At 33.6% G+C, this 23,558-nt stretch carries 26 protein-coding genes and 2 tRNA genes; 15 read left to right on the forward strand and 13 right to left on the reverse strand.

Features of this window, described 5'->3' with window-relative positions; all coding sequences use genetic code 11:
• Positions 1-69: 69 nt before the first annotated feature.
• From DMB68_RS22650 to map, 3 genes are all read right to left on the reverse strand, one after another.
• A complete protein-coding gene (locus DMB68_RS22650; RefSeq protein ID WP_110348909.1) occupies positions 70-843 on the reverse strand; it encodes a class I SAM-dependent methyltransferase in 774 nt (257 codons plus the stop codon).
• A 43-nt stretch (positions 844-886) separates the two neighbouring features.
• Positions 887-1,291, reverse strand: coding sequence for a GxxExxY protein (locus DMB68_RS22655; protein ID WP_110348910.1), 405 nt, complete (start codon positions 1,289-1,291; stop codon positions 887-889).
• 68 nt (positions 1,292-1,359) lie between these two features.
• Positions 1,360-2,178: a type I methionyl aminopeptidase gene (gene map, locus DMB68_RS22660; protein ID WP_110348911.1), complete on the reverse strand. Its 819-nt coding sequence runs from the start codon at positions 2,176-2,178 to the stop codon at positions 1,360-1,362.
• 187 nt (positions 2,179-2,365) lie between these two features.
• Between map and DMB68_RS22665 the strand changes: the two genes are divergently transcribed.
• A complete protein-coding gene (locus DMB68_RS22665) occupies positions 2,366-3,619 on the forward strand; it encodes a DUF445 domain-containing protein (protein ID WP_110348912.1) in 1,254 nt (417 codons plus the stop codon).
• A gap of 137 nt (positions 3,620-3,756) precedes the next feature.
• On the opposite strand, the gene gpmI is transcribed toward DMB68_RS22665, so the two are convergent.
• A complete protein-coding gene (gene gpmI / locus DMB68_RS22670; RefSeq protein WP_110348913.1) occupies positions 3,757-5,274 on the reverse strand; it encodes a 2,3-bisphosphoglycerate-independent phosphoglycerate mutase in 1,518 nt (505 codons plus the stop codon).
• A 448-nt stretch (positions 5,275-5,722) separates the two neighbouring features.
• Between gpmI and DMB68_RS22675 the strand changes: the two genes are divergently transcribed.
• Positions 5,723-6,442 (forward strand): murein L,D-transpeptidase catalytic domain family protein, encoded by a 720-nt coding sequence (locus tag DMB68_RS22675; RefSeq protein ID WP_110348914.1) that lies wholly within the window; start codon positions 5,723-5,725, stop codon positions 6,440-6,442.
• Here DMB68_RS22675 and DMB68_RS22680 read toward each other — a convergent pair.
• On the reverse strand, positions 6,431-8,014 hold the full coding sequence (locus DMB68_RS22680) for a L,D-transpeptidase family protein (protein WP_110348915.1): 1,584 nt from the start codon (positions 8,012-8,014) through the stop codon (positions 6,431-6,433). The genes DMB68_RS22675 and DMB68_RS22680 overlap by 12 nt on opposite strands.
• Position 8,015: 1 nt before the next feature.
• Positions 8,016-8,453, reverse strand: a complete 438-nt coding sequence (locus DMB68_RS22685) for a GNAT family N-acetyltransferase (protein WP_110348916.1) — start codon at positions 8,451-8,453, stop codon at positions 8,016-8,018.
• Positions 8,454-8,589: 136 nt separating this feature from the next.
• Here DMB68_RS22685 and DMB68_RS22690 point away from each other — a divergent pair.
• Together DMB68_RS22690 and DMB68_RS22695 are read left to right on the forward strand one after the other, a co-directional pair.
• A tRNA-Gly gene (locus DMB68_RS22690) sits at positions 8,590-8,662 on the forward strand.
• A gap of 93 nt (positions 8,663-8,755) precedes the next feature.
• Positions 8,756-8,828 (forward strand) — tRNA-Gly (locus DMB68_RS22695).
• 47 nt (positions 8,829-8,875) lie between these two features.
• Here the strand turns inward: DMB68_RS22695 and pepE are convergent.
• The gene (pepE, locus tag DMB68_RS22700) at positions 8,876-9,583 is read right to left on the reverse strand and encodes a dipeptidase PepE (RefSeq protein WP_110348917.1); all 708 of its coding nucleotides are present in this window, start codon (positions 9,581-9,583) and stop codon (positions 8,876-8,878) included.
• Between the two features lie 195 nt (positions 9,584-9,778).
• Here pepE and DMB68_RS22705 point away from each other — a divergent pair, with 195 nt between their 5' ends.
• The 7 genes from DMB68_RS22705 (at position 9,779) to DMB68_RS22735 (ending at position 15,793) form a co-directional block, all read left to right on the forward strand.
• On the forward strand, positions 9,779-10,510 hold the full coding sequence (locus tag DMB68_RS22705) for a carboxypeptidase-like regulatory domain-containing protein (RefSeq protein ID WP_231131725.1): 732 nt from the start codon (positions 9,779-9,781) through the stop codon (positions 10,508-10,510).
• Positions 10,497-11,222, forward strand: coding sequence for a carboxypeptidase-like regulatory domain-containing protein (locus tag DMB68_RS22710; RefSeq protein WP_110348955.1), 726 nt, complete (start codon positions 10,497-10,499; stop codon positions 11,220-11,222). Before DMB68_RS22705 ends, DMB68_RS22710 begins: the two co-directional genes overlap by 14 nt.
• A complete protein-coding gene (locus DMB68_RS22715; RefSeq protein ID WP_110348919.1) occupies positions 11,212-11,967 on the forward strand; it encodes a hypothetical protein in 756 nt (251 codons plus the stop codon). Before DMB68_RS22710 ends, DMB68_RS22715 begins: the two co-directional genes overlap by 11 nt.
• Entirely contained in the window at positions 11,964-12,470 is a 507-nt protein-coding gene (locus tag DMB68_RS22720; protein WP_110348920.1) for a DUF6702 family protein, read from the forward strand. Before DMB68_RS22715 ends, DMB68_RS22720 begins: the two co-directional genes overlap by 4 nt.
• Before the next feature lie 65 nt (positions 12,471-12,535).
• Entirely contained in the window at positions 12,536-14,779 is a 2,244-nt protein-coding gene (locus DMB68_RS22725; RefSeq protein WP_110348921.1) for a M1 family metallopeptidase, read from the forward strand.
• Positions 14,780-14,882: 103 nt separating this feature from the next.
• Complete coding sequence (locus DMB68_RS22730) at positions 14,883-15,230, forward strand: Sec-independent protein translocase subunit TatA/TatB (protein ID WP_110348922.1); 348 nt, start codon at positions 14,883-14,885, stop codon at positions 15,228-15,230.
• Complete coding sequence (locus tag DMB68_RS22735; protein WP_110348923.1) at positions 15,230-15,793, forward strand: phosphatase PAP2 family protein; 564 nt, start codon at positions 15,230-15,232, stop codon at positions 15,791-15,793. The genes DMB68_RS22730 and DMB68_RS22735 overlap by 1 nt, the downstream gene beginning before the upstream one ends.
• Positions 15,794-15,923: 130 nt before the next feature.
• Here the strand turns inward: DMB68_RS22735 and DMB68_RS23765 are convergent, their stop codons facing one another.
• The 5 genes from DMB68_RS23765 to DMB68_RS22755 form a co-directional block, all read right to left on the reverse strand.
• Positions 15,924-16,352, reverse strand: a complete 429-nt coding sequence (locus DMB68_RS23765; RefSeq protein WP_394335926.1) for a phytanoyl-CoA dioxygenase family protein — start codon at positions 16,350-16,352, stop codon at positions 15,924-15,926.
• Positions 16,241-16,618, reverse strand: a complete 378-nt coding sequence (locus DMB68_RS23770; RefSeq protein ID WP_317047383.1) for a C2 domain-containing protein — start codon at positions 16,616-16,618, stop codon at positions 16,241-16,243. Before DMB68_RS23770 ends, DMB68_RS23765 begins: the two co-directional genes overlap by 112 nt.
• A 46-nt stretch (positions 16,619-16,664) precedes the next feature.
• Complete coding sequence (locus tag DMB68_RS22745) at positions 16,665-17,306, reverse strand: O-methyltransferase (RefSeq protein ID WP_110348924.1); 642 nt, start codon at positions 17,304-17,306, stop codon at positions 16,665-16,667.
• Between the two features lie 111 nt (positions 17,307-17,417).
• Positions 17,418-17,771 (reverse strand): hypothetical protein, encoded by a 354-nt coding sequence (locus DMB68_RS22750; RefSeq protein WP_110348925.1) that lies wholly within the window; start codon positions 17,769-17,771, stop codon positions 17,418-17,420.
• Positions 17,772-17,989: 218 nt separating this feature from the next.
• Positions 17,990-18,586, reverse strand: coding sequence for a YceI family protein (locus DMB68_RS22755; RefSeq protein WP_110348926.1), 597 nt, complete (start codon positions 18,584-18,586; stop codon positions 17,990-17,992).
• Between the two features lie 342 nt (positions 18,587-18,928).
• Here DMB68_RS22755 and rlmN point away from each other — a divergent pair, with 342 nt between their 5' ends.
• Positions 18,929-19,972, forward strand: a complete 1,044-nt coding sequence (gene rlmN, locus DMB68_RS22760; RefSeq protein WP_110348927.1) for a 23S rRNA (adenine(2503)-C(2))-methyltransferase RlmN — start codon at positions 18,929-18,931, stop codon at positions 19,970-19,972.
• Between the two features lie 81 nt (positions 19,973-20,053).
• Here the strand turns inward: rlmN and DMB68_RS22765 are convergent, their stop codons facing one another.
• On the reverse strand, positions 20,054-20,914 hold the full coding sequence (locus DMB68_RS22765) for a hypothetical protein (protein ID WP_110348928.1): 861 nt from the start codon (positions 20,912-20,914) through the stop codon (positions 20,054-20,056).
• Between the two features lie 160 nt (positions 20,915-21,074).
• Here DMB68_RS22765 and DMB68_RS22770 point away from each other — a divergent pair, with 160 nt between their 5' ends.
• From DMB68_RS22770 to DMB68_RS22780, 3 genes are all read left to right on the forward strand, one after another.
• Entirely contained in the window at positions 21,075-22,052 is a 978-nt protein-coding gene (locus DMB68_RS22770) for a polyprenyl synthetase family protein (protein ID WP_110348929.1), read from the forward strand.
• A 191-nt stretch (positions 22,053-22,243) separates the two neighbouring features.
• Positions 22,244-22,804 carry an RNA polymerase sigma factor gene (locus DMB68_RS22775; RefSeq protein WP_110348930.1) on the forward strand — a complete coding sequence of 187 codons (561 nt, stop codon included), beginning with the start codon at positions 22,244-22,246 and terminating at the stop codon, positions 22,802-22,804.
• Positions 22,791-23,498, forward strand: coding sequence for a hypothetical protein (locus DMB68_RS22780; RefSeq protein ID WP_110348931.1), 708 nt, complete (start codon positions 22,791-22,793; stop codon positions 23,496-23,498). Before DMB68_RS22775 ends, DMB68_RS22780 begins: the two co-directional genes overlap by 14 nt.
• The last annotated feature ends 60 nt before the right edge of the window (positions 23,499-23,558 follow it).

Below are 23,558 nucleotides of genomic sequence, written 5' to 3' on the forward strand. Positions count from 1 at the left end.
TTCAAATTATTTCTATTTTGAAAACGTTTTTTTAAATGAACTTATATCACTTATATGGTGAAAAAGAAATTAGTTTTCCTGTTTAAAGCAAAGCGGAATAATTTCCCCTTTTGCCAGACAATATTTTTCAACTAATTCAGGAGCAATTTTGTTGGTATAATCTTCTTCAATTACGATAAAACCAATGCTTCTTAGTTTGTCAAAATAATCTCTTCCATAGATACGAACGTGATCGTATTGTCCAAATATTCTGGCGCGTTCTTTTTGGTCTGTAATTGAATCGTCCGCAAAAGTAACTTCTCTGTTTAAATCCTGTGGAATCTGCAAAATCGCCATTCCGCCTGGTTTTAAAACACGGTATAATTCCTGCATCGCTTTGGTATCATCCGGAATATGTTCTAAAACGTGATTGCATAAAATAACATCATATTCATTGTCTTTGAAAGGCAAATTACAGATATCTGCTTTTACGTCTGCCAAAGGCGAAAGTAAATCGGTTGTGGTGTAGTCCAGGTTTTTCTGCTTGCGGAATAATTTATAAAATGCCTGTTCCGGAGCAAAATGCAGTACTTTTTTCGGTGCAGTAAAAAAATCAGTCTGATCATTTAAGTACAACCAAAGTAAACGATGTCTTTCTAATGAAAGTGTACTAGGCGAAAGTACATTGTTACGCTGCTTCCCATATCCGTAAGGTAAAAACGACCTGAAACTTTTTCCGTCAATAGGATCAGTAAATTTATTTCCTCTTAATGATAATGCCAAAATAGGGCGTGCCACATAACTCAAACGAATTAATAATGGACGGGGGATTGTATTAAGTACTAATTTGAATAATTTTTTCATGAGGGGGCTATTTCGCAGAGTTACACAAAGGATACACAGAGTTTCACAAAGTGTTTATAAATCTTTTTATATTGTTTTTTAAAATTTTTGAATCAAAATTAATAAGAAGGCCTAATGGATAATTGCCAAGTTTTAAATAGGTCAATATCTGCGCAAAATGTACATCCGTAAAAGCTTCAACAGTTTTCAACTCAATCACAATTGTATTCTCAATCAGTAAATCAATTCTATATCCATGATCAAGTTTGATATCTTTATAAATTATTGGTAAGATTTTTTCTTTTTCAACGATCAAACCAGAATTTACAATTTCATAAAATAAACATTCTTGATAGGCTGATTCCAATAAACCCGGACCAAGCTGTTTGTGAACTTCAATAGCTAAACCAATAATTTTATATGTAATTGCATCTAATTTATTACGAGATTCATTGTTTTCTTCAAACATTTAAAGGCGTGTAAAATAAATAACTTTGTGAATCTTGGAGTATATCTTTGCGAATCTTTGTGGAATAACTACAATACTAACGGCACTTTTCTAAATTCATCTTCTTCAGTGCTTTCGATTCCTAACGCTTTGTAGATATAATAGAAGGTAGACAAGATTTCTGGTTTTCCATCAATTAAAGCAACATCATGTTCAAAATGTGCACTTGGTTTTCCGTCAGCAGTTAAAATAGTCCAGCCGTCTTTAAGCTGTTTGATGTTTTTGGTTCCCATGTTAATCATAGGTTCAATAGCAACAACCATTCCTTCAACAAAAAGTTTTCCTCTTCCTTTCTTGCCATAATTTGGCATTTCAGGTGCTTCGTGCATTTTTTGTCCTAAACCATGACCTACTAATTCACGTACTACTCCGTATCCATGAGATTCTGTATATTTCTGAATTGCATTTCCAACATCTTCAACGCGGTTTCCGGCTTTAAATTCTCTGATTCCTACGTAAAGGGATTCTTTGGTTACCTGCAAAAGCTTTTTGGTTTCCGGTGCAACTTCTCCAATTTCAAAACTATAGGCATGATCTCCATGATAGCCATTTTTGAAAGCACCGCAATCTACTGAGATAACATCTCCATTTTGCAAAGGTGTATTGTTCGGAATTCCGTGAACAACCTGAGCATTCGGACTCATACAAAGTGAATTCGGGAAATCATACAAGCCAAGAAAACTTGGAACCGCACCGTGATCACGAATAAATTCTTCGGCTAATTTGTCAAGATATAATGTAGTAACTCCTTCTTTTATTTCAGAAGCAATCATTCCTAATGTTTTTGATACGATCAAAGCACTTTCGCGCATTAATTCGATTTCCTCACGGGTTTTTTGGATAATCATATTTTTCAGATTTTCAGTTCGCAAAAGTACAATTTTAATCTTATTTTTTTAAAGTTGATTTTGAAATTAATTAGAACTAAAATTTCAATATTTCATCTAAAAATCAAAGTCTCTGTTGAATTCTAACATTTTTTTAAATGTGCGTTTCAGAAAAAAGCCATAAATTAGTAGTAAAACGTTTGAAATTATGGAAACTATTATAGATCAGGATATAGTCAAAATGCAGGCTCTTAAAAGAATGAAGAGAAATGCTTTGGCACTTTTGGGTGTAGCAGTACTTCTGTTTATAATTGCGATTTATTTTAAAATTCCGATGCTACAGGCTTTTAGTGAAGCAGCAATGGTAGGGGGAATTGCCGATTGGTTTGCAGTTGTGGCATTATTTCGTCATCCGCTTGGAATCCCAATTTGGCATACAGCTATTATTCCAACTAAGAAAAATGAAATAGGGGAGAATCTGGGAAATTTTGTTTCTGAAGAGTTTCTTGATCGTGAAAAACTGGAAGGGAAACTAGATGAATTTAATTTGGCTTCAAAAGCTTCTGACTGGCTTTCGCAAGAAGAAAATGCAGACAATATCGCAAATGCAGTTGCCGTAAATGTTATTCCGGGAATATTAAAAGCTATTAAAGATGAAGATATAAAGAGATTCATTCAGGTTCAGTTTAAGGAAAAACTGGAAGGAGTCAATTTTGGCAATTGGGTTGCAGTGGCATTAGAACCTTTGCAGAAAGGAGATTTGAAAGATCAAATGCTGACGAACCTTCTCGAAGTAATGAGCAGTGAGCTTACTAACAACAAAGATTTGATTCGACAAAAAGTCAAGGCTTCAACTCCGTTTTTAAGTTTCGGGCTCGCTGACAAAAGTATTACTGAGGGTGTTTTTAACGGCTTGCAGGATTTTTTAAATGAAGCTAAAAATCCGGATAGCGAGGTACGCATCAAAATTGATGAATATATTTTTAATTTCCTTGAAAAAGTTAAAAACTCAGAGGAAATGAGAACTAAAATCAACGATATGATTTTAAATTTCGTTGGCAAAAAAGAAGTTCAGGATTATATTAATGGAATTTGGGATGAAATAAAATTGTCTATCACAACTGATTTGGAAAAAGGTGACGATTCTTCCATCAAAAAAAGTGTATCAAATTTAATTCAGGTTTTTGGAAATGGCCTTAAAGAAGATGCTGTTATGAGTAATAAAATCAATAATTTTATTAAAATCGATTTGCTTTCTGTTCTTATGAATAATAAAAAAGTAATTGGGGATTTAATTTCTTCAACTGTAAAAAGCTGGGATGGTAAAGAAGTTTCTGAAAAACTAGAATTGGAAATTGGAAAAGACCTTCAGTACATCAGAATTAACGGAACTTTAGTCGGCGGATTTATTGGACTTATAATTTATGGTGTTGAATGGACCTATCATTATTTTGTGATATGATATAATGTCAGGCTGAGCGGAGCCAAGCCATTTTTGTTCAATTATCCTTTGACTCCGCTCAGGATGGAAGTTGACATAAAAAGCAAAAAGAGACAAATCCTAAAACTTGTCTCTCTTCTATTAAAAAAAGTGGTTTTCTATAATAATGAATGACAAGTCATTGCTTCAGGCTGTGGAACGCCCATTAATTCTAAAATAGTTGGGGCAATATCGCCTAAAACACCATTTTGAATATTTTTTAACTCTTTATCAACCAAAATAATTGGCACCGGATTTGTTGTGTGCGCTGTATTTGGACTTCCGTCAGGGTTAATCATCGTTTCGCAGTTTCCGTGATCGGCAATTACGATAGTGGTATAATTATTGGCAAGGGCAGCTTCGATAACTTGTTGTGCACAAGTGTCAACAGCCTCGCAAGCCTTAATTGCAGCTTCCATAATTCCTGTATGTCCTACCATGTCACCATTTGCAAAATTCAGACATACAAAATCTACTTCGCCTTTATTTAGTTCAGGAACAAGTGCACTTGTAAGTTCGTAAGCACTCATTTCCGGCTGTAAATCATAAGTGGCTACTTTAGGGGAATTTCTTAAAATACGTGATTCTCCTTCAAAAGGGACTTCTCTTCCGCCTGAGAAGAAAAAAGTCACGTGTGGATATTTCTCCGTTTCAGCGATACGAATTTGTTTCTTTCCTGCTTTTTCTAAAACTTCACCCAGAGTTTCGGTAATATTATCTTTATTGTAAACAACTTTTACGTTTAGATAAGTTTCATCGTAGTTGGTAAGCGTTACATAATACAAGTTTAATTTATGCATGTTTTGCTCATGGAAGTCCTGTTGAGAAAGTGCTTCAGTAAGCTCACGGCCTCTGTCTGTTCTGAAATTGAAGAATATTACAACATCACCTTCTACAATGGTTGCCAATGGTTTCTCGTTTTCATCAACCATTACGATTGGTTCAATAAATTCATCGGTTACTTCTTTTGAATAGCTCTCAAGAATACTCGCAACAGCATTTTTTGACGGAGTACCTATTGCATTTACAACCAAATCATAAGCAAGTTTTACACGCTCCCAACGTTTGTCACGGTCCATAGCGTAATAGCGGCCAACAATTGAGGCGATTTTTACCGGAGTATCTTTAATATGATTTTCTAAATCCTGAATGTATTTAGCTCCCGATTTTGGATCAACATCACGACCATCAGTAAAAGCATGAACGAATACGTTTTCTAAACCGTATTCCTGAGAAGCATCGATAAGTCCGCGTAAATGTGATGTATGTGAGTGAACACCTCCATCAGAAACCAATCCTAAAAAGTGTACTTTTTTATTGTTTTCTTTAGCATAAGTAAAAGCGTCAACAAGAACTTGTTCTTTGGCAAGTGTTTGATGCGCTACTGCTAAATTTATTTTGGCTAAATCCTGGTAAACAATTCTTCCGGCACCAAGATTCATGTGGCCTACTTCACTGTTTCCCATCTGACCTTCAGGTAAACCAACGTTTAATCCGTCAGTACGAAGCTGAGCGCTCGGGAAATTCTGGTAAAGACTATTTATAAAAGGAACATTTGCATTGTCTATTGCTGATACTTTAGGGTCAGGAGATTTCCCCCAACCATCTAAAATCATTAGGATAACTTTTTTATTCATGGTTTTAGTTTTTGGCAAAGATAAACCATTTATAAAATACGCAAGAAGGGATTGCTACAATTATGTTTTATAAAAGGAAGCGTATGAAAAAATAATAATTTGTTTAAAGAAGGCTTTGTTTTTTAAAATTAATGCAGACCAACTTAGGTTTGAATTTAACTTTAAGACTGATTATTAGGTAATAAATTATTTAATTATGTGACTTAATATGTCTGGAAGTACTTCTTTTATGCAAGAAGTAATTATAGTTAATAAAAAAAACATTCTTCAAAAAACAAGGTAAATTCCTGCAAAAAACAATCATATGTTTAATTTTCTTTAACTTATGTTGTGATTAACTGTTAAAGTTTGAATAAATATCACCTAATTTAGTGATATTAAGTTACATAATTATAAATAAGTTTTACATTTGCTCTACCTCAAATCAAGTATAACCTAAACGAAATCAATGATTTATAAGATTTATCCCGCAATTTTATTTTTATTTTTGTCCTTTGGTACAGATACTAAAAATAATACTGAAGCTAAAGAAGTAACAGTACGAAGCATTGCCAAAATTGAAAAGCTGGCTATTGATGCTAAAATTGAAAATATTTATAACACATTAAACACGAACAGTTTTGTTCTTCCTGAACTAAAAACTTTCACAGAAGCCTTAAAAGGTTTTTACTTATTGAAAGAAAAAGGTTTTATTCAAAAAGATATTTTAACTCTGGTAGATTTTAGTTTGTCATCAAATTTAAAACGCCTGTGGGTTATTGATTTATCTACTCATACTATTCTATTTCAATCTCTTGTGGCGCATGGAAGAAATACCGGAGAAGAGTTTGCTACAGCATTTTCAAATGTTAATTCTTCTTTTAAAAGCAGCTTAGGTTTTTATGCTACCGGAGAAATTTACCAGGGAAAACATGGTGCTTCTTTGCGTTTAGACGGTTTAGAAAAAGGTATAAATGATCAGGCCCGCAATAGAGGTGTAGTTATGCATGGTGCCGATTATGTTTCTGAATCTTTTATCAGAGATCACAAAAGATTAGGCAGAAGCCAGGGTTGTCCTGCTATTCCTGTTGAATTAACTGATGAAATTATTCAGGCTATAAAAGGCAAATCATGTCTGTATATCTACCATCCGTCAAGAAGTTTCCCTATTGAGCAGCTAATTTCGTAATTTAGAATACAAGTCTTCGTCGAGATCATAGACATCATATCTGAAAATTAATTGATTTTTTTCGGTCCACGCTGTCCAGTACCATTGATACAATTTGTATTTTTTGGTAATTTTTATACTCGTTGTTTTTTTACGGGCAATAATGGTATCTATTTTGTCTTTAGACCAATTTTTAGCATCATCTAAAATATGCTGGGCCAATTCCAGTGGGTTTTCTACACGAACACAGCCGGAACTTAGAGATCGATTGCTTCTTTCAAAATAGTTTCGGTGATTGGTATCGTGTAAATATACACTATAATTATTAGGGAACATAATCTTGATTAATCCCAAAGAATTATAATAACCCGGTTTTTGAATGTACCTGTAGCTTCGCGGTTTGTTAATGTTCCAATTTGCCGGGTCTACTTCATGTCCGGCGGTGTCGTAAATGGTGATGTTTTTGTTTTTTAAATAATTTCGGTTGCGTTTCATAGCTGGAACTACGTCTTCCTTTAAGATAGTTGGAGGTACTGTCCATGTTGGATTGAAAACGATGCTTTTAAGTGTAGACGTCAAAACAGGTGTTCTTCTTTTACTTGTTCCAACAACCACATTTCTAACAGCTGTCGTATCGTTGTTCTCTACTACCTGTAAGCTAAAATTAGGTATGTTAACGATAAAATAATTTTCTGAAAACTCATTAGGATACCATCTCCAGCGTTCTAAATTGGCAATAATTTGATGTCTTCTTTTTTCTTTAGAAAAGTTCATGGCATGAATAGTACTTGCTCCAATAATGCCATCCGGAACTAATCCGTGTCGGGCTTGAAATTTTTTCACACCTTCAAATGTTTTACTGTCGTAAATATTGGTTAAACTATCTTTCCCTGATAGATCATTCCAGTATAAAAGTCTTTTTTTAATGTTGATTAAAGCTATATTGGTGTCATTAGGTTTTATTTTCTCCGCTGACTCTATTAGTTTGATATTGTCAACAGGAAAGTCATCAATAAGTTTTAGGGCTTTTAATAGCTGTTTGTAAGTCTGAGATTTTGATTGAATATTTTCAACCAAACTGTCCAGAGTGTTATGGTTGAAGCTTTTTACTAAAGCTGCATTTATGTCTAAGTCTTTGTCTTCAAGTGCCCAGTCACGATATAAATATTTAGGATTTAGTTTTCCTTCATATAAATGTGTGACGTATTTTTCAAAATTATGGGTAAGTAACAAATCGTATTCTGCGAGTTGTTGATTATTTAGTTTATTGATTTGCCTTTCGTAAAGATCCATCTTTTTTACACGATAATCATTTGGATTAAGTCCTAATTCATCTGATTTTTTTAGCTGCGATAAAATGTAAGTTCTTTTTTTAAGATTTCCCCAAATGGTTTTGTTGTCAGATGAAAGATAAAATAGCTTCAATGTTTCGCTTTTATAAGCATTTATAAGAGCAGTATCGATATCAACAGTTCGGGCATCTGTAATAACAATTGCGGGTAAAGGTTTTTTTATTTTAGGGAGTGCATTTTCTTGTTCCTTTTTACAGCTTATGAAAACACACAATAGCAACAGAAAGTAAAGTTTATTCATTTTATAATTTTTTGTACATTAAATAATGTTCTCCAACTTCCGGGATATCAAAAGAATTTCCTTTGATTTCGTATCCCATTTTTTTATAGAATCCAACAGCGGCTGTTCGTGCATTGAACCATATTAAATCAGTATGGTTTGATATGCAATACTCTTCACAGTGTTTTACGAGAGCTTCTCCAAAACCTTTTTTTTGATGGGATTCTGCAATAGCCATGCCGCGAATCTGAAACTGTAAATTTTCTACAAATATAGGGTTGGTTTTTAGAAATAACGAAATTATTCCTGTTAAATTTGAATTTTCGAATAATCCAAAATGATGTGTTGTCTCTAAATTATCGCCGTCAAAAGCACAGGATTCTAAAGGTTTTGCCTTTCGAAGTACAGGATGTCTTACAATAAAAGTTTCCTGAGCGGATATTTCTTTAATTAATGTCATGTTCTGAATAAAAAAAACAAAGCTATAACATTTTAATTTTAAATGAATTACTATAAATAGTGATTTTTAATTTATTTTTTTTCGAAAAAAGCTTGTTTTAAACCTTACTTATTTTCTATATTTGCACCACAGTAATGCGAAAGTAGCTCAGTTGGTAGAGCTCCAGCCTTCCAAGCTGGTTGTCGCGAGTTCGAGCCTCGTCTTTCGCTCTAATCGAAACTTAGTTTTAGATTTTAAATTTAAATAATTTTGTTTTTTATTTTGTTGAAAGATTAAATTGTTTATATTTGCACCCTGTTAATGCGAAAGTAGCTCAGTTGGTAGAGCTCCAGCCTTCCAAGCTGGTTGTCGCGAGTTCGAGCCTCGTCTTTCGCTCTTCAAAATCCTCAAACAATTCGTTTGAGGATTTTTTGTTTTTGCATCTATTTTAAATTGCTCAAGTCGCTTTCAGGGTCTAATTCTGTCGGAAGCTGATTTTTTTGAAATAATCGGGCTGATAAATTTCCTTTTAAAGTAATTTTTTCTCCTTTTACTTCGAGCCAGCTGCCTTCTCGTAGTCCTAAAACCGGAATTGCATTAAATGCGTGAAATTCTTCTATACGCTCCTCACGGGTTTCTCCCATGTGTTTCGATTCTAAGTCGGTGTCTAAGTAATGCGGATTTAGATTAAAAGAAACCAATCCTAAAGTTTGGAAACTTGGAGGATAAACAATGGGCATATCATTAGTAGTTTGCATCGAAAGACCACAAATATTGCTTCCGGCACTGGTTCCTAAATAAGGAGTTCCATTTTTTACAGTTTGAGAAAGAAGCTGCATAACATTATTTTTGTATAATTGAGAGACAAGTAAAAAAGTATTTCCCCCGCCGGTAAATATTCCTTCGGCATTTTTTATGGCTGTTTCAGCATTTTCAAATTCATGAATTCCTTTTACTGAAATATTAATGACCTGAAAAGTTTCGGCTACTTTTTGAGTGTATTTATCATGAGATATTCCGCCAGGACGGGCATAGGGAATAAATAATATACTTTTACAATTTTTAAAATGTGATTGTAAAGCAGGTAATAAGTATTCTAAATAAAGTTGCTCGTGCAGTGTAGAAGTGCTTGCGATAATGATTTTTTTCATAAAAATTAACTCAGGTTATTGAGGTTAAAGGTATTAAAATGGGTGCTTTTATGTTGAAAGGCGATTTAAATTAACATATTTTTACCAAGCTGTTAGTATTAAATTTGGAACACATTAGGATATTTTTACATTTTTAAGAATAATTCTAATTTTATTATTTTGATAAACAAGATTGTCTGTTTTTTTGTTGTGTTTATGAGTCAGACAGCCTGGTCTCAGGATCAGGAACGTATTGTTTTAAAAGGAAAAATTGTTTCTAATACAAATGATCTTGAAGGTGTTTACGTGGTAAATGCACAAACAGAAGAAATGGTCGCTACTGCTAATGACGGATCATTTTCTATTGTGGCTAAAAGTGGAGATACACTTGTTTTTTCGTCAATTCAATTTAAGGAAAACAGAGTTTTGTTAACAACGGAAAATTTTTCGAATCTTAATTTTACAGTCAAATTAAATCTCCTGATGCATCAATTGCAGGAAGTGATTATTAAAAGATACGATAATATTAATTCTGTGGCTTTAGGGATTGTTCCTTCCGGTCAAAAAAGTTATACAGCCGCAGAGAGAAAATTACATACCGCTACGGCTTTAAATGCTACTGCAAATGCGGGAACAATGGCAGGAGGATCTGTTTCTGCTGATCCGTTGTTCAATTTTTTTTCAGGGCGTACCGCTATGCTGAAAAAAGAAGTAGAAGTTGAGAAAAAAGAATTTTTCATGAAGCTATTAGAAAAGATGTTCACGGTGGATCATTTTGTAAACAGGTTAAAAATTCCTCTTGAATATGTAAAAGGCTTTGAATATTATGCAGTAGAAAATGAAAGTTTTACAAAAATTCTGAATTCAGAAAACAAAACATCTACAGAGTTTTTGTTAGGAGAATTAGCTGTTAAATACAAAGAAATAATTGCCAGTGAAACTAAATAATACTTTATATATCATTATACTTTTTATTGTTCAGATTTCTTTTGGACAAGCTCCTGTTGCTAAGGAAATTCAGGGACAGATTTTTGAGCAGTCTACTGTTGTCGATGGCGTAAATATTATCAACAATAATACACAGGTTACGGCTGTTTCAGATGTAAACGGAATGTTTTCTATTGTGGTAAAAGAAGGGGATGTTTTAGTTTTTTCTTCCGTAAATCTTGAACCTCTAAAACGTCGGATTAGCTCTGAGGATCTGGCTTCAAACTCAATTACGATAAAAATGGCAGCAAAAGAAATTGAGCTAAAAGAGGTAATCGTAAATGAGAATGCCCATATTACAGCAGAAAATCTTGGGATTATTCCGCACGGACAAAAAAAATACACACCTGCTGAAAGAAAGGTTTACACAGCAACATCAACCTCTGTGGACAAAGTGTTAAATGCAATTTCAGGAAGAACTAAGATGTTGAAAAAAGAGGTGAATATTGAGAAAAAAGAAGTTCTTTTTAGAAAGATGGAATATCTTTTTGAAGAAAAATATTATACAGACCGTCTGAAAATTCCTTTAGAACATATTAAAGGATTTCAACTTTATTGCGTGGATAGTCCTGAATTTGCTGTATCTTTGAATAGTAAGAACAAAACGATGAGTATGTTTCTAATAACAGGTTTAGCTCAGGAATATCTAAAAATTATAGAACATGAAAAGTAAATTAGGATTATTTGTAATGTGTTTGTTTTGTCAATTTGTAATTGGGCAGACTAATTCAAGAAAGCCTTTACATGGTCAGGTAATAAATGGTTCTCTTGCTATTGAAACTGGTAATGTGATGAATATTAATGCCAATGTCAGAACCTTTATTGGTCCAAATGGATTGTTTGATATTTTAGCAAGACCTAAAGATACATTGTTGTTTACAGGTATGGCATTTCAGTCTAAAAAAATTGTGTTGACAGAAAAAGACTGTGCGCAAACACTTTTTTCAGTGCCTTTGGATTTAGTAAATGTTGAATTAAAAGAAGTTTTGGTTCATAAAGAGTTAAAAGTGAAATCACTGCAAGGAGGTTCTCAGGGTATTGTTGATATGCAGTTTGAAGATGACAAGCAATCTACCCCTGAAAATAAAGTAATGTATTCTGATCAGACAATTAAATACGGAACCGATTTTGTCCGAATTTTTAAAGATCTTAAAAAGTTACTTCGTAAAGATAAAGAAGTTGAAGAAGAAGTGATAAGTGATATTGCTTTTGTTGAATATGCGAAAGATAATTTTACAAAGGACTTTTATACCAAAACATTGGGGCTGAAAGAAGATGAAATCGATTTGTTTTTGATGTATTGTTCTAATGATTCTGAATCTAAAAAACATTTAAAAGAAGAACAGAAATTTGAATTGATAGATTTTATGATCAATAAAAATAAAGATTTTAAAAATGCTGAGGTAAGTCAAAAATGAAAAAGAATGTAATGTATTCCCTAATCGGAATATTATTTTTATCCCTGTCATCTTTTACATTTCATAAATTCTATATGGGAGTTTTTCAGGTAAATTATGCGGCTGAAAAAAAAATGATACAGATTACTTCCAGAATATTCGTTGATGACCTGAATAAGGGAATCGAAAAAAAATACAATAAAAAAACCTTTATAGGGACTGATAAGGAAACTCAGACTGATGTTGATTTACTAAAAAAATACCTTTCTGAAAATTTCAGTATAAAAATAAATGGGCAGCTAAGATCTATTGCTTTTTTATCAAAAGAACTCGAAGCTGATGATGTTCTCGTTTGTTATTCCAGAATTACAGCAGTTGAAAAATTCAAAACATTAGAGATCTCCAACGCTGTTTTGACTGATTGGAATGCTGAACAGCAAAATATTACACATATTTCAGCATATGGCACTAAAAGAAGTGTTCTTTTTACAGAATCTTCAAGGAAAGAAGTGTTAAAATATTAATGAACGGGTAAGATTGTTGTTATAATTACTATTTTCACCGCATCAAAAAATTCCAAAAAATATTTATGAAAAGACTTTCATTACTATTGCTTTTCCCTGCTATGCTTGTAGCTCAGGAGAAAAATACGACTGTTGCTCCAAAACAACAAGGAAAGTATGATACGAACAAGTTTAGCCAGATGTATGATTTGATGGCTACGCCAAATATGTTTCGTACAGCATCAGGTGCGCCGGGTCCTGCTTACTATCAACAACAGGCAGACTACAAGATTGATATTGAACTCGATGATAAAAATTCAAAATTAAGCGGATCTGAAACGATAACCTATACTAATAATTCACCTGACAGCTTAGAATATTTATGGATCCAGCTGGATCAAAATCAGGCGAAAGCCAATACGCAATCGACTTTGGCTGAAGGTGAAAAAATTAATCAGGTATTGCCGTTAGAAGGATTTTCGGGTAAATATTTAAAGAAAGATCTAGAACGTGGTTTTAATATCGAATATGTAAAAGATGCTAAAGGAAATCCAATGTCATACAACATCAACGAAACGATGATGCGTATTAATCTGGCTTCTCCATTAAAACCCGGAGAAAAATTTTCATTAGCTATCAAATGGTGGTATAATATCAATAATTACAGAAAAGAAGGCGGACGTTCCGGTTATGAACTATTTGAAAAAGACGGAAATAAATTATACGTTATTGCCCAATTTTATCCAAGAATGGCGGTTTATAACGATGTTGAAGGCTGGCAGAATATGCAGTTCTGGGGAAGCGGAGAATTCGCCTTGCCATTTGGAAATTTTGATGTAAATATTACGGTTCCTGCCGATCATGTTATCGATGCAACAGGAGAATTGACAAACAGAAGCGAAGTTTTTACTGCGGAACAGGTAAAACGTTACGAACAGGCTCAAAAATCTTTTGACAAACCAGTTGTAATTGTAACTCAGGCAGAAGCTGAAGCAGCTGAAAAAGGTTTTTCTGAAAAGAAAAAAACATGGAAATTCAGTGCGAAAAATGTACGTGATTTCGGAATTGCTTCTTCAAGAAAATTCATTTACGATGCAATGGCTGTGAAAATTGGAAACAGAACCGTAATGGCTGAATCCGTTTATCCAAAAGAAGCAAATCCGTTATGGGGAGAAACTTCGACAATGGTTGTTGCTCATACTTTAAAAAGCTATTCTTCGCACACATTTGATTATCCTTATCCAAAGGCTGTTTCAGTTTCTGCTGAAGATCAGGGAATGGAATATCCAATGATTTGCTGGAATTACGGACGTCCGGATGAAAATGGCGTGACAAGCAGAGAAGTTAAAAACGGAATGATTGGCGTAATAATCCACGAAGTAGGTCACACTTTCTTTCCAATGATTGTAAACTCAGATGAGCGTCAATGGACCTGGATGGATGAAGGCTTGAACTCGTTTTTGGAATATCTGGCAGAACAGGAATTAGACCCAAAATTTCCTTCAAGACGCGGACCTGCAAAAAATATTGTTCCTTATATGAGTGGAGATCAGAAATTTTTGGAACCTATTATGTCAAATTCTGAAACCATTCATCAATTTGGAAATAACGCTTACGGAAAGCCGGCGACAGGACTTAATATTCTGAGAGAAGTAGTAATGGGAAGGGAATTGTTTGATTATGCTTTTAAGACATATGCAAACAGATGGAAGTTCAAACATCCAACCCCTGAAGATTTCTTCAGAACTATGGAAGATGCATCTGCTGTAGATCTGGACTGGTTTTGGAGAGGATGGTTTTATTCAACGGATTTTGTAGATATCGGAATCAAGGATGTAAAACAATATTATATTTCTGAAACTCCAACTGCGGATATCAAAGACGTTAAAGTTAGAAAAGGCCGCTTCGGTTACGAAAAAGGACCGTTTGTTTATTTGGTAGCAGGAGATAATGCAGAAGTAAGTGCTTCGAATAAAAAAGCTTTAAAAGTCGAAGATTTTAAAACACTTTCAGATTACGTAAACCAAACTTTTACGGCAGAGGAAAAAGCAAGTTTAAAATCGCCTAAATATTTTTATGAAGTTGAATTTAATAAGCCTGGCGGAATGATTATGCCAATTCTTGTTGAAATTACTTATGAAGACGGTACAAAAGACAATTACCAGTATCCGGCTCAAATCTGGAGAAAAAATAATGAAACTGCCAAAAAGGTTTATGCGACTGAAAAAGCAATCAGAAGTATTCAGATAGACCCGAAATTAATGACTGCTGATATTGATACAACAAACAATTCCTGGCCAAAAACGGAACAAAAATCAAAGTTTGATTAAATACAGAACATGAAAGACTCTCAAAAAGAGTCTTTTTTTAAGTTAATTTTAAAACTCACCGTTGCAAAAATTAATATCTTTGTGACACAAAAAAATAAAAGATATGTTTGGTATAGGAGGAGGAGAATTAGTTTTTATAATGTTTATAGTACTAATGCTTTTTGGTTCAGACAAAGTGCCTGAAATGGCCCGCACAATGGGTAAGGCAATGGCACAGTTAAAAAATGCAACCAATGATATTAAAAGCGAAATTCAAAAAGGAGCCGAGGCAAATGGTCTTGACGCCAAATCGCTTACAGATATAACAGGGAACATCAATGCTCAGATAAATGACGCCAAGTCAGGGTTATTAGGTGATACTACCAATTTACTGGGCGACACAGCCACAGAAATTGACAAAGTAAAAGAAGATATTGATTCCATTGCAGGACCTGTAAAACGCCAAAGATAATGCTTGAAAAAATACAAGAATTAGATACCAATTTACTGGTTTATCTGAACAGTTTAGGTTCTGAAACATACGATAGATTCTGGCTCATAATCACCAGTCAGTTAAATTGGACTCCTGTTTTTTTATTAATGTTTTTTCTTATTTATAGAAAAATTGGCGGAAAACAAACCTTGTATTTATTGCTTTTTATAGCAGTTTTAATTGCTTTTACAGATCAGACAACTAATTTATTTAAAAACACTTTTCAGCGTTTACGGCCTTGTAACAATCCTGAAATCAATACCATTATCAGGGTAGTACAATCCCGAAAATCATACAGTTTTTTCTCAGGCCATGCTGCCAATACTATGGCTGTTGCCACCTTTTTGTTTTTGGTTTTAAAACGCCATTTCAAGTATTTGGGATTCTTGTTTTTATGGCCTTTAATCTTCGCTTATAGCCGAATTTATTTAGGCTTACATTATCCGGGAGACATTCTTACCGGTTATTTCTTCGGAGCACTTTTCGGATTTTTAATGTTCAAAATCTATCAAAATTTAAAACCAAAGTATTTTCCTGGATAATTTTCGGGAGCCATTTCCGGCAGTCCGCTATATCTTTTGCGCCGAACCCCGGCACAAAAGGATGCCGCTTCCATCCGGGCTAGGGCATTTGTTTTCTAAAGAATTAATTCTGCAGAACCGATTTCTCACTTCATTCCAATCCGTCAGGAAGTTCCTGTTTGCTAAATTCAATATGAATGACCCTTCTTCTTTCGTTATTTGTAGTTTTATTTGAAGCATGAAACAATAAAGGTTTCATAATCATGATGCCGCCTTTTTCAACTTCGCAAATCATTTCTTTTTCGTTTTCAAAATCCATATTTTCAAGTCTCAAAATTCCTTTTGAATGCGAATCATTGATCACTTTCAAAGCGCCATTATCTTTTGTGGTTTTATCAATATGAATTCTGATGGTAAAATTATCTTCCAGAATTGCTACGGGAGGCTGGACTGCAAACTGATTTTGTTTTACAGTCCAGTTTTCAAAATTATCAATCTCAATTTTTTTATCGACAGAAATAGTAAGGTCCTGATGATACGCCACAAACCAATTTGATTTCTCAGGCTTGTCGAAATAAATGGATTTGGTATGAAATAGCCTTTTCCAAAAGTATCTTCCATAATATCCTTTAAATTTTGATTAAAAATAAAATTCAACGTTTCAGGTACTTCTTTATGAAATTGTCTGATAGCAAATAAATCCTGAGACTTCCTGAAAATGCAATTTTCAGGATTACTTTCAGTTCTATTTTCAATCAAAGAAATTAATTTTTCAATTTCAGTTTCGGTGTATATCTGATTTATGATTGTAAAACCGTTAGAATTTATTTGGTGTAAATGGCTCATTAAAATAGTTTTTGGTGGAAATCTCAGAATCTTAGCGGCTAAGAAATTAAAGTACTCTCGAAACTGTCAATCCATCGCGAATTGGTAATAAAACCGTTTCTACTCTTGGATCATTTTTCAAAAGTAAATTGTATTCTAAAAGTATTTTCGTGCTAACATCATTGGGATGTACCGGTTCCAGGATTTTGCCGCTCCATAGAACATTATCAGATAAAATGATTCCGCCTTTATTCATTTTAGGAACAATCATTTCCCAGTAATTAATGTAGTTTTCTTTATCGGCATCAATAAAAACCAAATCAAACTTCACATCCAGAGTTGGAATAATATCGACTGCTTCACCTAAATGCTGAAAAATTTGTGTTCCCCAAGGTGATGCGTCAAAATACTTACGCTGAAAATCAACCAGTTCTTCTTTAATATCAATCGTATGCAATTGCCCGTTATCCTGCATTCCTTCACATAAACACAAAGCAGCATAACCCGTATAAGTGCCAATTTCCAAGATATTCACAGGTCGGATTAATTTCGATAACATGCTTAAAACACGTCCCTGAAAATGTCCGCTTAACATTCTTGGTAAAAGGATTTTTTGGTATGTTTCTTTGTTTAGTTTGGCTAACAATTCCGGTTCGTTTTCAGAATGTTGTTCGATATAATCTTCTAATTCCTGTGATATAAAATGCATGGTATGATCTTCTAAATTTAAAGTCCAAAAATACAAAAAATATCGGGTAACTTTTTTGCATAAAAAAAACCATTCGTTTAGCGAATGGTTTGGTTTTTAATTCTGATGAAATTATTTTTTCAAGGCTTCATTTACGTCTTTTGCAGTTTTCACTGTTCCGTCTTTTGCAGCTTTCACAGCAGCTTCCACTTTTTCGGCTCCTTTTTTAGTGGCTTCCTTTACTTCTTCAACTGTTTGTTTCGTTTTTTCTTTTGCTTCTTCAGTAGCAGCTTTTGCTTTTTCGGCTGCATTTTCTGCTTTAACAACTGCACTGTCTTTTACCTCTTCAATATCTGTTGTCAATGAATCTACTCTGTTTCCAAGAGTTAATTCTTCTTCCGGTTTAGTTTCTTTTTTGTCTCCGCAAGACTGAACTCCGAATGCTAATAAAGCGATAACTGCTAAGCTTAAAATTTGTTTTTTCATGATTAATTAATGTTTTTAAATTGATTAAAATATAAAGGTTATAAAGCTGAAAAAATAAAAGTACAAATTTTAAAATTAAGCGCTCTTTGTAAGATTATTTTTCTTTTGAGTGCAAGACAATTCCCGTGCCAAAAATTTTGTTTCCGACTTTGGAAGCTGATTTTTTTGCAAATAATTTTACTTCTTTAAAATACAATTTATCAAAGTCATCGTTGTTACTATTTGATGACTAAAATATTTTCATTTTTTGCAAAATCAGTTAAAGTGATATTGAATAAAATGGTCAGATCTTTTCCTGTTCTCACTACTCCAAGAGCTGCGGTTGGAGGCGCCATTTCAAAATCTCCAAAAGTTACCCGGTTAGAACCCTTCAAAGTAAAATTTCCATTTTCGTTAGCCGTTATTCTTACCTGTGTTTTGAAATCTCTGCTTACGCCGGCAATGGTATAAGATCCGGTGAAATCCCACGTTGTTTCATTTACTTTATCTGCAGATTTTAGAACGTATCTGACAATTTTGTGATTTTTGGTATCTAAAGCCTCGTAAGCGACTTCATCCATACTTGTTTTACTGCTTTTTATGCTTTCTGCATTTAATGTAATCGTTAAGCTTTTTATGTCTGTTAGTTTAGAATCCGTAACAATGAGGTTTGCATTTCCGGTTCCTTCAGTAGATTTCATTGACCAGTCGTGTACTGTTGAAGTGCCGGTAACTTCAAAAACTGCTTTTGCTATAGTATATTTTTTTTGTGCGTTTACTTGCAATGACAATATGCTGATTACTAATGTCAATAAAATTAATTGGATTGTTTTCATGGTATGCTGTATTTAAGTTAAAATCATTTATGATATTTTCTATAATCAGATTTTTGTTACTACCTTATAGAATTAGTATCTTTTTCTTGAGTCAAATTTATTGCGAATTCATAGCAAAGAAGCTGATAAAAATCATGCTTAAAATGGTATTATAGCCTTATAATCGTAAGGACAATTGATGTTTGAAATGTATAATTATGATTTGTTGAAAATGTTAATACATTGTACCATAGTTTGTTTCTGTTCGTATAAATATTGAGTTTAATGTTCAATTTTTTCAGTTTGGAATAACAATGGTATCAAAAACTGGAAAAAAATAACAAAAGTGATTAACTTTGCACCATGCAAATTGAGAAAAAAGATATAAGAGCCTTATCAAAAGATCAGTTACGTGATTTTTTTGTCGCAAATAATGACAAAGCTTTCCGTGGAAATCAGGTTTATGAATGGCTATGGAGTAAGGGAGCACACAGTTTTGAGGATATGACCAATGTAGCAAAACCTACAAGGGCAATGCTTGAGAATAACTTCGTAATCAATCATATTAAAGTTGATACGATGCAGCGCAGCACGGACGGAACTGTTAAAAATGCTGTTCGTCTGCATGATGGATTAGTCGTAGAATCAGTTTTGATTCCTACTGAAACCAGAACTACAGCCTGTGTTTCCAGTCAGGTTGGGTGCAGCCTGGATTGTAATTTCTGTGCAACAGCCAGATTAAAAAGAATGCGAAATCTGGAACCGGGCGAAATTTACGATCAGGTTCTGGCGATCGATAAGGAAAGCCGTTTGTATCACAATCATCCGCTTTCGAATATTGTTTTTATGGGAATGGGTGAACCTTTGATGAATTATAACAATGTGATCAAGGCAATTGATATGATTACTTCACCGGAAGGTTTAGGAATGTCGCCAAAACGCATCATGGTTTCCACATCCGGAATTCCGAAAATGATTAAAAAAATGGCTGATGATGATGTGAAATTCAAATTAGCTGTTTCGTTACATTCTGCTATTGATGATGTTCGCGCGAGAATTATGCCTTTCAGCAAAAATTTTCCCTTAAAAGATTTACGTGAAGCATTGGAATATTGGTACAGAAAAACCAAAAGCAAAATCTCTTACGAATACGTGGTTTGGAAAGGTATCAACGATGACAAAGCTTCAGTTGATGCCCTGGTTAAGTTTTGCAAATATGTGCCCTGCAAAGTAAATTTAATCGAATACAACCCAATTGATGATGGAGAATTTCAACAGGCTTCAGAAGAATCCATTATGGCTTACATAAAAGCATTGGAAAATATAGGAGTAGTGGTAAAAGTACGCCGAAGCCGCGGTAAAGATATTGATGCTGCCTGCGGACAATTAGCAAATAAAGAAGGTTAAGTTTGTATAACTAAAAAATAAAAGCATTAAAACAGGATTCGTACTTGTTTTAATGCTTTTCTTTTTTGGGCAAAAAAGGGGTTATTTTTTCAAATCTATTTCTGTAGTTATACCATCTTTGGTTACGTTTACAAGAGTATTGCAGTCTCCGTTTCCGTAATCAACAATGGCATTTGCTCCATTTTTTGTTATGGATAAAATTCCTTTTAGCGCAAATGGTTTTTTACAGGTACCGTTAAATTCAAGAGGTGTTGTGATTTCTGCTGTGAAAGTATCACCATTCGGGAAGGTTGTGGTTCCGCTTCCTGTGACAACAGTAACATTGTCTTCCCAATTAAACCTGGTATCGTATCCTGCAATGGTTTCTTTGGTCAAAGTTCCTTTTCGGGTATAAACGCCTCCGTCATCAAAAGTAATGGTCAAATCAACAGCTGCTGTTAAAACCGGATGTGCTTCTGTTTGTAGATCAGTTGATTTTTTAGTTCTGATGATGCTTTTGCTTCCCTGAAGTTTTCTGCCATTATGATAAAATCCTTCAAAAGTATAACTGATAGTTTGTGTTGAAGCAGAAAAATCATTCGAAAATGAAATAACCATTTTTCCTTTTACTGAATTTCCGTTTTCAAGTGTACAGCCTTCAGCACCAAAATCAACAGTACTTGTCCAGGTATTGTTGGTTAAAACCGTAGTAATCGTAGCGCAACTTGGCAGGTAGTTTTTAATCGTTCCTTCGGCTTTGTTGCTGATGTTTTGTTGTGTGGTAAATTGATTTTCGGCAATATTGGTGACGTCTTCTATCGAGGCATCAATTTTAGAATTGGTGATAATTTCCTCATTAGAAATTGTTTTAGCTGTTCCTTCATTTGTATTTTCATCAGAATTACAACCAACAAAAAAGGTTAATGTAATGCAGGTTCCTATTAATAAAAATTTTGTTTTCATAATAAATAATTTAAGTTCTACTTTATAATTAACGAATTCAAATTAGGTATTAGAATTAGATGTTTTTTTGGTGTTTTTGGAATTAGTATATAAAATGTTCATATACTAACTTAAAAATAAACAACGTTTTTTTATTTAAAATAGTATATTTGAAAACGAAATGAATATTACTTCTCAAATAAAGCAGCCTATTTTTAATGAAATGGAACTTTTCGAAAAAAAGTTTCATGAATCGATGACTTCAAAGGTTGCATTACTGAACCGTATCACTTATTACATCGTAAACCGAAAAGGAAAACAAATGCGTCCGATGTTTGTTTTTCTGACTGCAAAAATGGTTTCAGGAGGTATTGTAAACGAAAGAACTTATCGTGGAGCATCGGTAATAGAGCTGATTCATACTGCTACCTTAGTTCACGATGACGTGGTCGATGATAGTAACCGTCGCCGTGGATTTTTCTCTATCAATGCACTTTGGAAAAATAAAATTGCTGTTTTGGTTGGTGATTATTTACTTTCAAAAGGACTTTTGCTTTCAATCGATAATGGGGATTTTGATTTGCTTAAAATCATTTCTGTTGCCGTGCGTGAAATGAGTGAAGGTGAATTGCTTCAGATTGAAAAAGCCCGAAGACTCGACATTACCGAAGATATTTATTATGAAATCATCCGAAAAAAAACGGCTACGCTTATTGCGGCCTGCTGTGCACTTGGCGCTAAATCGGTAATTGAAGAAGATGTTCAGGTTGAGAATATGCGTAAATTTGGTGAGCTTATCGGAATGGCTTTTCAAATTAAAGACGATTTATTCGATTACAGCGAAGAAGCTATCGGTAAACCAACCGGAATCGATATTAAGGAGCAAAAAATGACTTTGCCTTTAATTCATGTTTTGAATACCTGTACCCCACAGGAAAAAAAGTGGCTGATCAACTCCATCAAAAACCACAACAAAGACAAAAAGCGTGTAAAAGAAGTGATTGCTTTTGTAAAAAACAACAATGGCCTGGCTTACGCCGAAAATAAAATGGTCGAATTCCAGCAGGAAGCACTTTCCCTTTTAGAGAATTATGCAGATTCTGAATTCAAAGACGCACTTATTTTGATGGTGAACTACGTTATTGAAAGAAAGAAATAATTAGATAATTTGTCAATTATAAAATTAGACAATTGATTTACTTTGTTGTAAATCAGTTTAATATTCTATTGGTTGGAATTTGGAATTTAAATTTTGGAATTTTTTTTATCATCCTCATGCAACCATTTTAAAACTTATCTCGTCTATGCTAATAGAAGTCTGTTAGTAAAACAAAATCTGTACGCTTATTAATGAAAATTATTCAGTTACATCAGGAAGAAACCAAAATCATAAAGCTGGCTGTCGAAAATAATCGACAGGCACAGCAGCAGATTTATAGTAAGTTTTCTTCTAAAATGTTAAGCGTGTGCCGACAATATATAAAGGACATTCAGCTGGCAGAAGATGTAATGATAACCGCTTTTATGAAAGTGTTTACCAATTTAAATAAGTTTGAACACAAAGGAAGTTTTGAAGGGTGGATCCGCCGGATTATGGTAAACGAATGTATTTCGTATTTAAGAGTTCAGAAAAAAGTAAAATTTGCGGAAGATGAATTTTTTACCGAAGAAAGCTTTAACGAAATCGACAGTCATTTTACCGTAGATCAGATTCAGTTTTTGATTGATGCTTTGCCGGATGGGTATAAAATGGTTTTCAATTTATATGCAATTGAAGGTTACAAACACAATGAAATTGCCAAGATGTTGGGGATTAATGAAGGAACATCAAAATCGCAATTATCGCATGCAAGGAAAATGCTGCAAACACAAATTACTATTTTAAAAAAACAAGAAAATGGAACCGAATAATTTTGAAAAGGATTTCCGTGAAAAACTAAATCAGCGTGCTATTGAACCAAGCAATAAAGCCTGGGACAGAATAGATGCAATGTTGAGTGTTGTTGAAGAAAACAGACCAAAAAAGAATAGAAAATGGTTGTACATCGCAGCGAGTGTTTTGGGATTTTTATTGGCTGGAACTTTCTTTTTTAATCAAAATAAAAATACAGTTGAAACGCCAAAGAAAGTTGTTATTGAAGAGAATACTAAAAAAGATTCCGTTGAAAAACCGGTTTTGAATAATGCTAATTCAACAGAGGCAGAAATTGCTGTTACAGAAAAATATTCAAAGGAAAATTTAAATAAAGAACAAAAAAAGCGTAATCAAATCTCAAATAAAATTATTAAAAATGAACAAAATCAAATAGCGGAGTCTTCAGTCATCATCAAAAACAATCAGGAAAAACAATCAATCAACAATCAAACTGCAATTATCGAAAATCCAAAAAATTCAAATGTCGATCAGTTATTACAAACGGCTGAAAATAATATTGTAGCTGAAAATTCGGCTAAGCCAAAAACTAAAATAAAAGTCAATGCCAGTGATTTGCTTAATCAGGTCGATGGAGAATTAGAGCTTTCGTTTCGGGAAAAGGTAATTTCAAAAGTCAATAAAAACTACCAAACTGTAAAGGTTGCCGTTGCAAATCGAAATCAGGAATAAATTTTTCAAACTCAATGGCAGTGTCAAACTCAATACCAAGTTTAAATCAGGATATAATAA

This window comes from Flavobacterium hydrophilum (assembly GCF_003202405.1).
In the GTDB taxonomy this organism is placed as follows: domain Bacteria; phylum Bacteroidota; class Bacteroidia; order Flavobacteriales; family Flavobacteriaceae; genus Flavobacterium; species Flavobacterium hydrophilum.

Coding starts and splice junctions, on each gene's coding strand:
- DMB68_RS22650 (WP_110348909.1), bottom strand. CDS start 843: ATGAAAAAATTATTCAAATTAGTACTTAATACAATCCCCCGTCCATTA.
- DMB68_RS22655 (WP_110348910.1), bottom strand. CDS start 1,291: ATGTTTGAAGAAAACAATGAATCTCGTAATAAATTAGATGCAATTACA.
- map (WP_110348911.1), bottom strand. CDS start 2,178: ATGATTATCCAAAAAACCCGTGAGGAAATCGAATTAATGCGCGAAAGT.
- DMB68_RS22665 (WP_110348912.1), top strand. CDS start 2,366: ATGGAAACTATTATAGATCAGGATATAGTCAAAATGCAGGCTCTTAAA.
- gpmI (WP_110348913.1), bottom strand. CDS start 5,274: ATGAATAAAAAAGTTATCCTAATGATTTTAGATGGTTGGGGGAAATCT.
- DMB68_RS22675 (WP_110348914.1), top strand. CDS start 5,723: ATGATTTATAAGATTTATCCCGCAATTTTATTTTTATTTTTGTCCTTT.
- DMB68_RS22680 (WP_110348915.1), bottom strand. CDS start 8,014: ATGAATAAACTTTACTTTCTGTTGCTATTGTGTGTTTTCATAAGCTGT.
- DMB68_RS22685 (WP_110348916.1), bottom strand. CDS start 8,453: ATGACATTAATTAAAGAAATATCCGCTCAGGAAACTTTTATTGTAAGA.
- pepE (WP_110348917.1), bottom strand. CDS start 9,583: ATGAAAAAAATCATTATCGCAAGCACTTCTACACTGCACGAGCAACTT.
- DMB68_RS22705 (WP_231131725.1), top strand. CDS start 9,779: ATGAGTCAGACAGCCTGGTCTCAGGATCAGGAACGTATTGTTTTAAAA.
- DMB68_RS22715 (WP_110348919.1), top strand. CDS start 11,212: ATGAAAAGTAAATTAGGATTATTTGTAATGTGTTTGTTTTGTCAATTT.
- DMB68_RS22720 (WP_110348920.1), top strand. CDS start 11,964: ATGAAAAAGAATGTAATGTATTCCCTAATCGGAATATTATTTTTATCC.
- DMB68_RS22725 (WP_110348921.1), top strand. CDS start 12,536: ATGAAAAGACTTTCATTACTATTGCTTTTCCCTGCTATGCTTGTAGCT.
- DMB68_RS22730 (WP_110348922.1), top strand. CDS start 14,883: ATGTTTGGTATAGGAGGAGGAGAATTAGTTTTTATAATGTTTATAGTA.
- DMB68_RS22735 (WP_110348923.1), top strand. CDS start 15,230: ATGCTTGAAAAAATACAAGAATTAGATACCAATTTACTGGTTTATCTG.
- DMB68_RS23770 (WP_317047383.1), bottom strand. CDS start 16,618: ATGAGCCATTTACACCAAATAAATTCTAACGGTTTTACAATCATAAAT.
- DMB68_RS22745 (WP_110348924.1), bottom strand. CDS start 17,306: ATGCATTTTATATCACAGGAATTAGAAGATTATATCGAACAACATTCT.
- DMB68_RS22750 (WP_110348925.1), bottom strand. CDS start 17,771: ATGAAAAAACAAATTTTAAGCTTAGCAGTTATCGCTTTATTAGCATTC.
- DMB68_RS22755 (WP_110348926.1), bottom strand. CDS start 18,586: ATGAAAACAATCCAATTAATTTTATTGACATTAGTAATCAGCATATTG.
- rlmN (WP_110348927.1), top strand. CDS start 18,929: ATGCAAATTGAGAAAAAAGATATAAGAGCCTTATCAAAAGATCAGTTA.
- DMB68_RS22765 (WP_110348928.1), bottom strand. CDS start 20,914: ATGAAAACAAAATTTTTATTAATAGGAACCTGCATTACATTAACCTTT.
- DMB68_RS22770 (WP_110348929.1), top strand. CDS start 21,075: ATGAATATTACTTCTCAAATAAAGCAGCCTATTTTTAATGAAATGGAA.
- DMB68_RS22775 (WP_110348930.1), top strand. CDS start 22,244: ATGAAAATTATTCAGTTACATCAGGAAGAAACCAAAATCATAAAGCTG.
- DMB68_RS22780 (WP_110348931.1), top strand. CDS start 22,791: ATGGAACCGAATAATTTTGAAAAGGATTTCCGTGAAAAACTAAATCAG.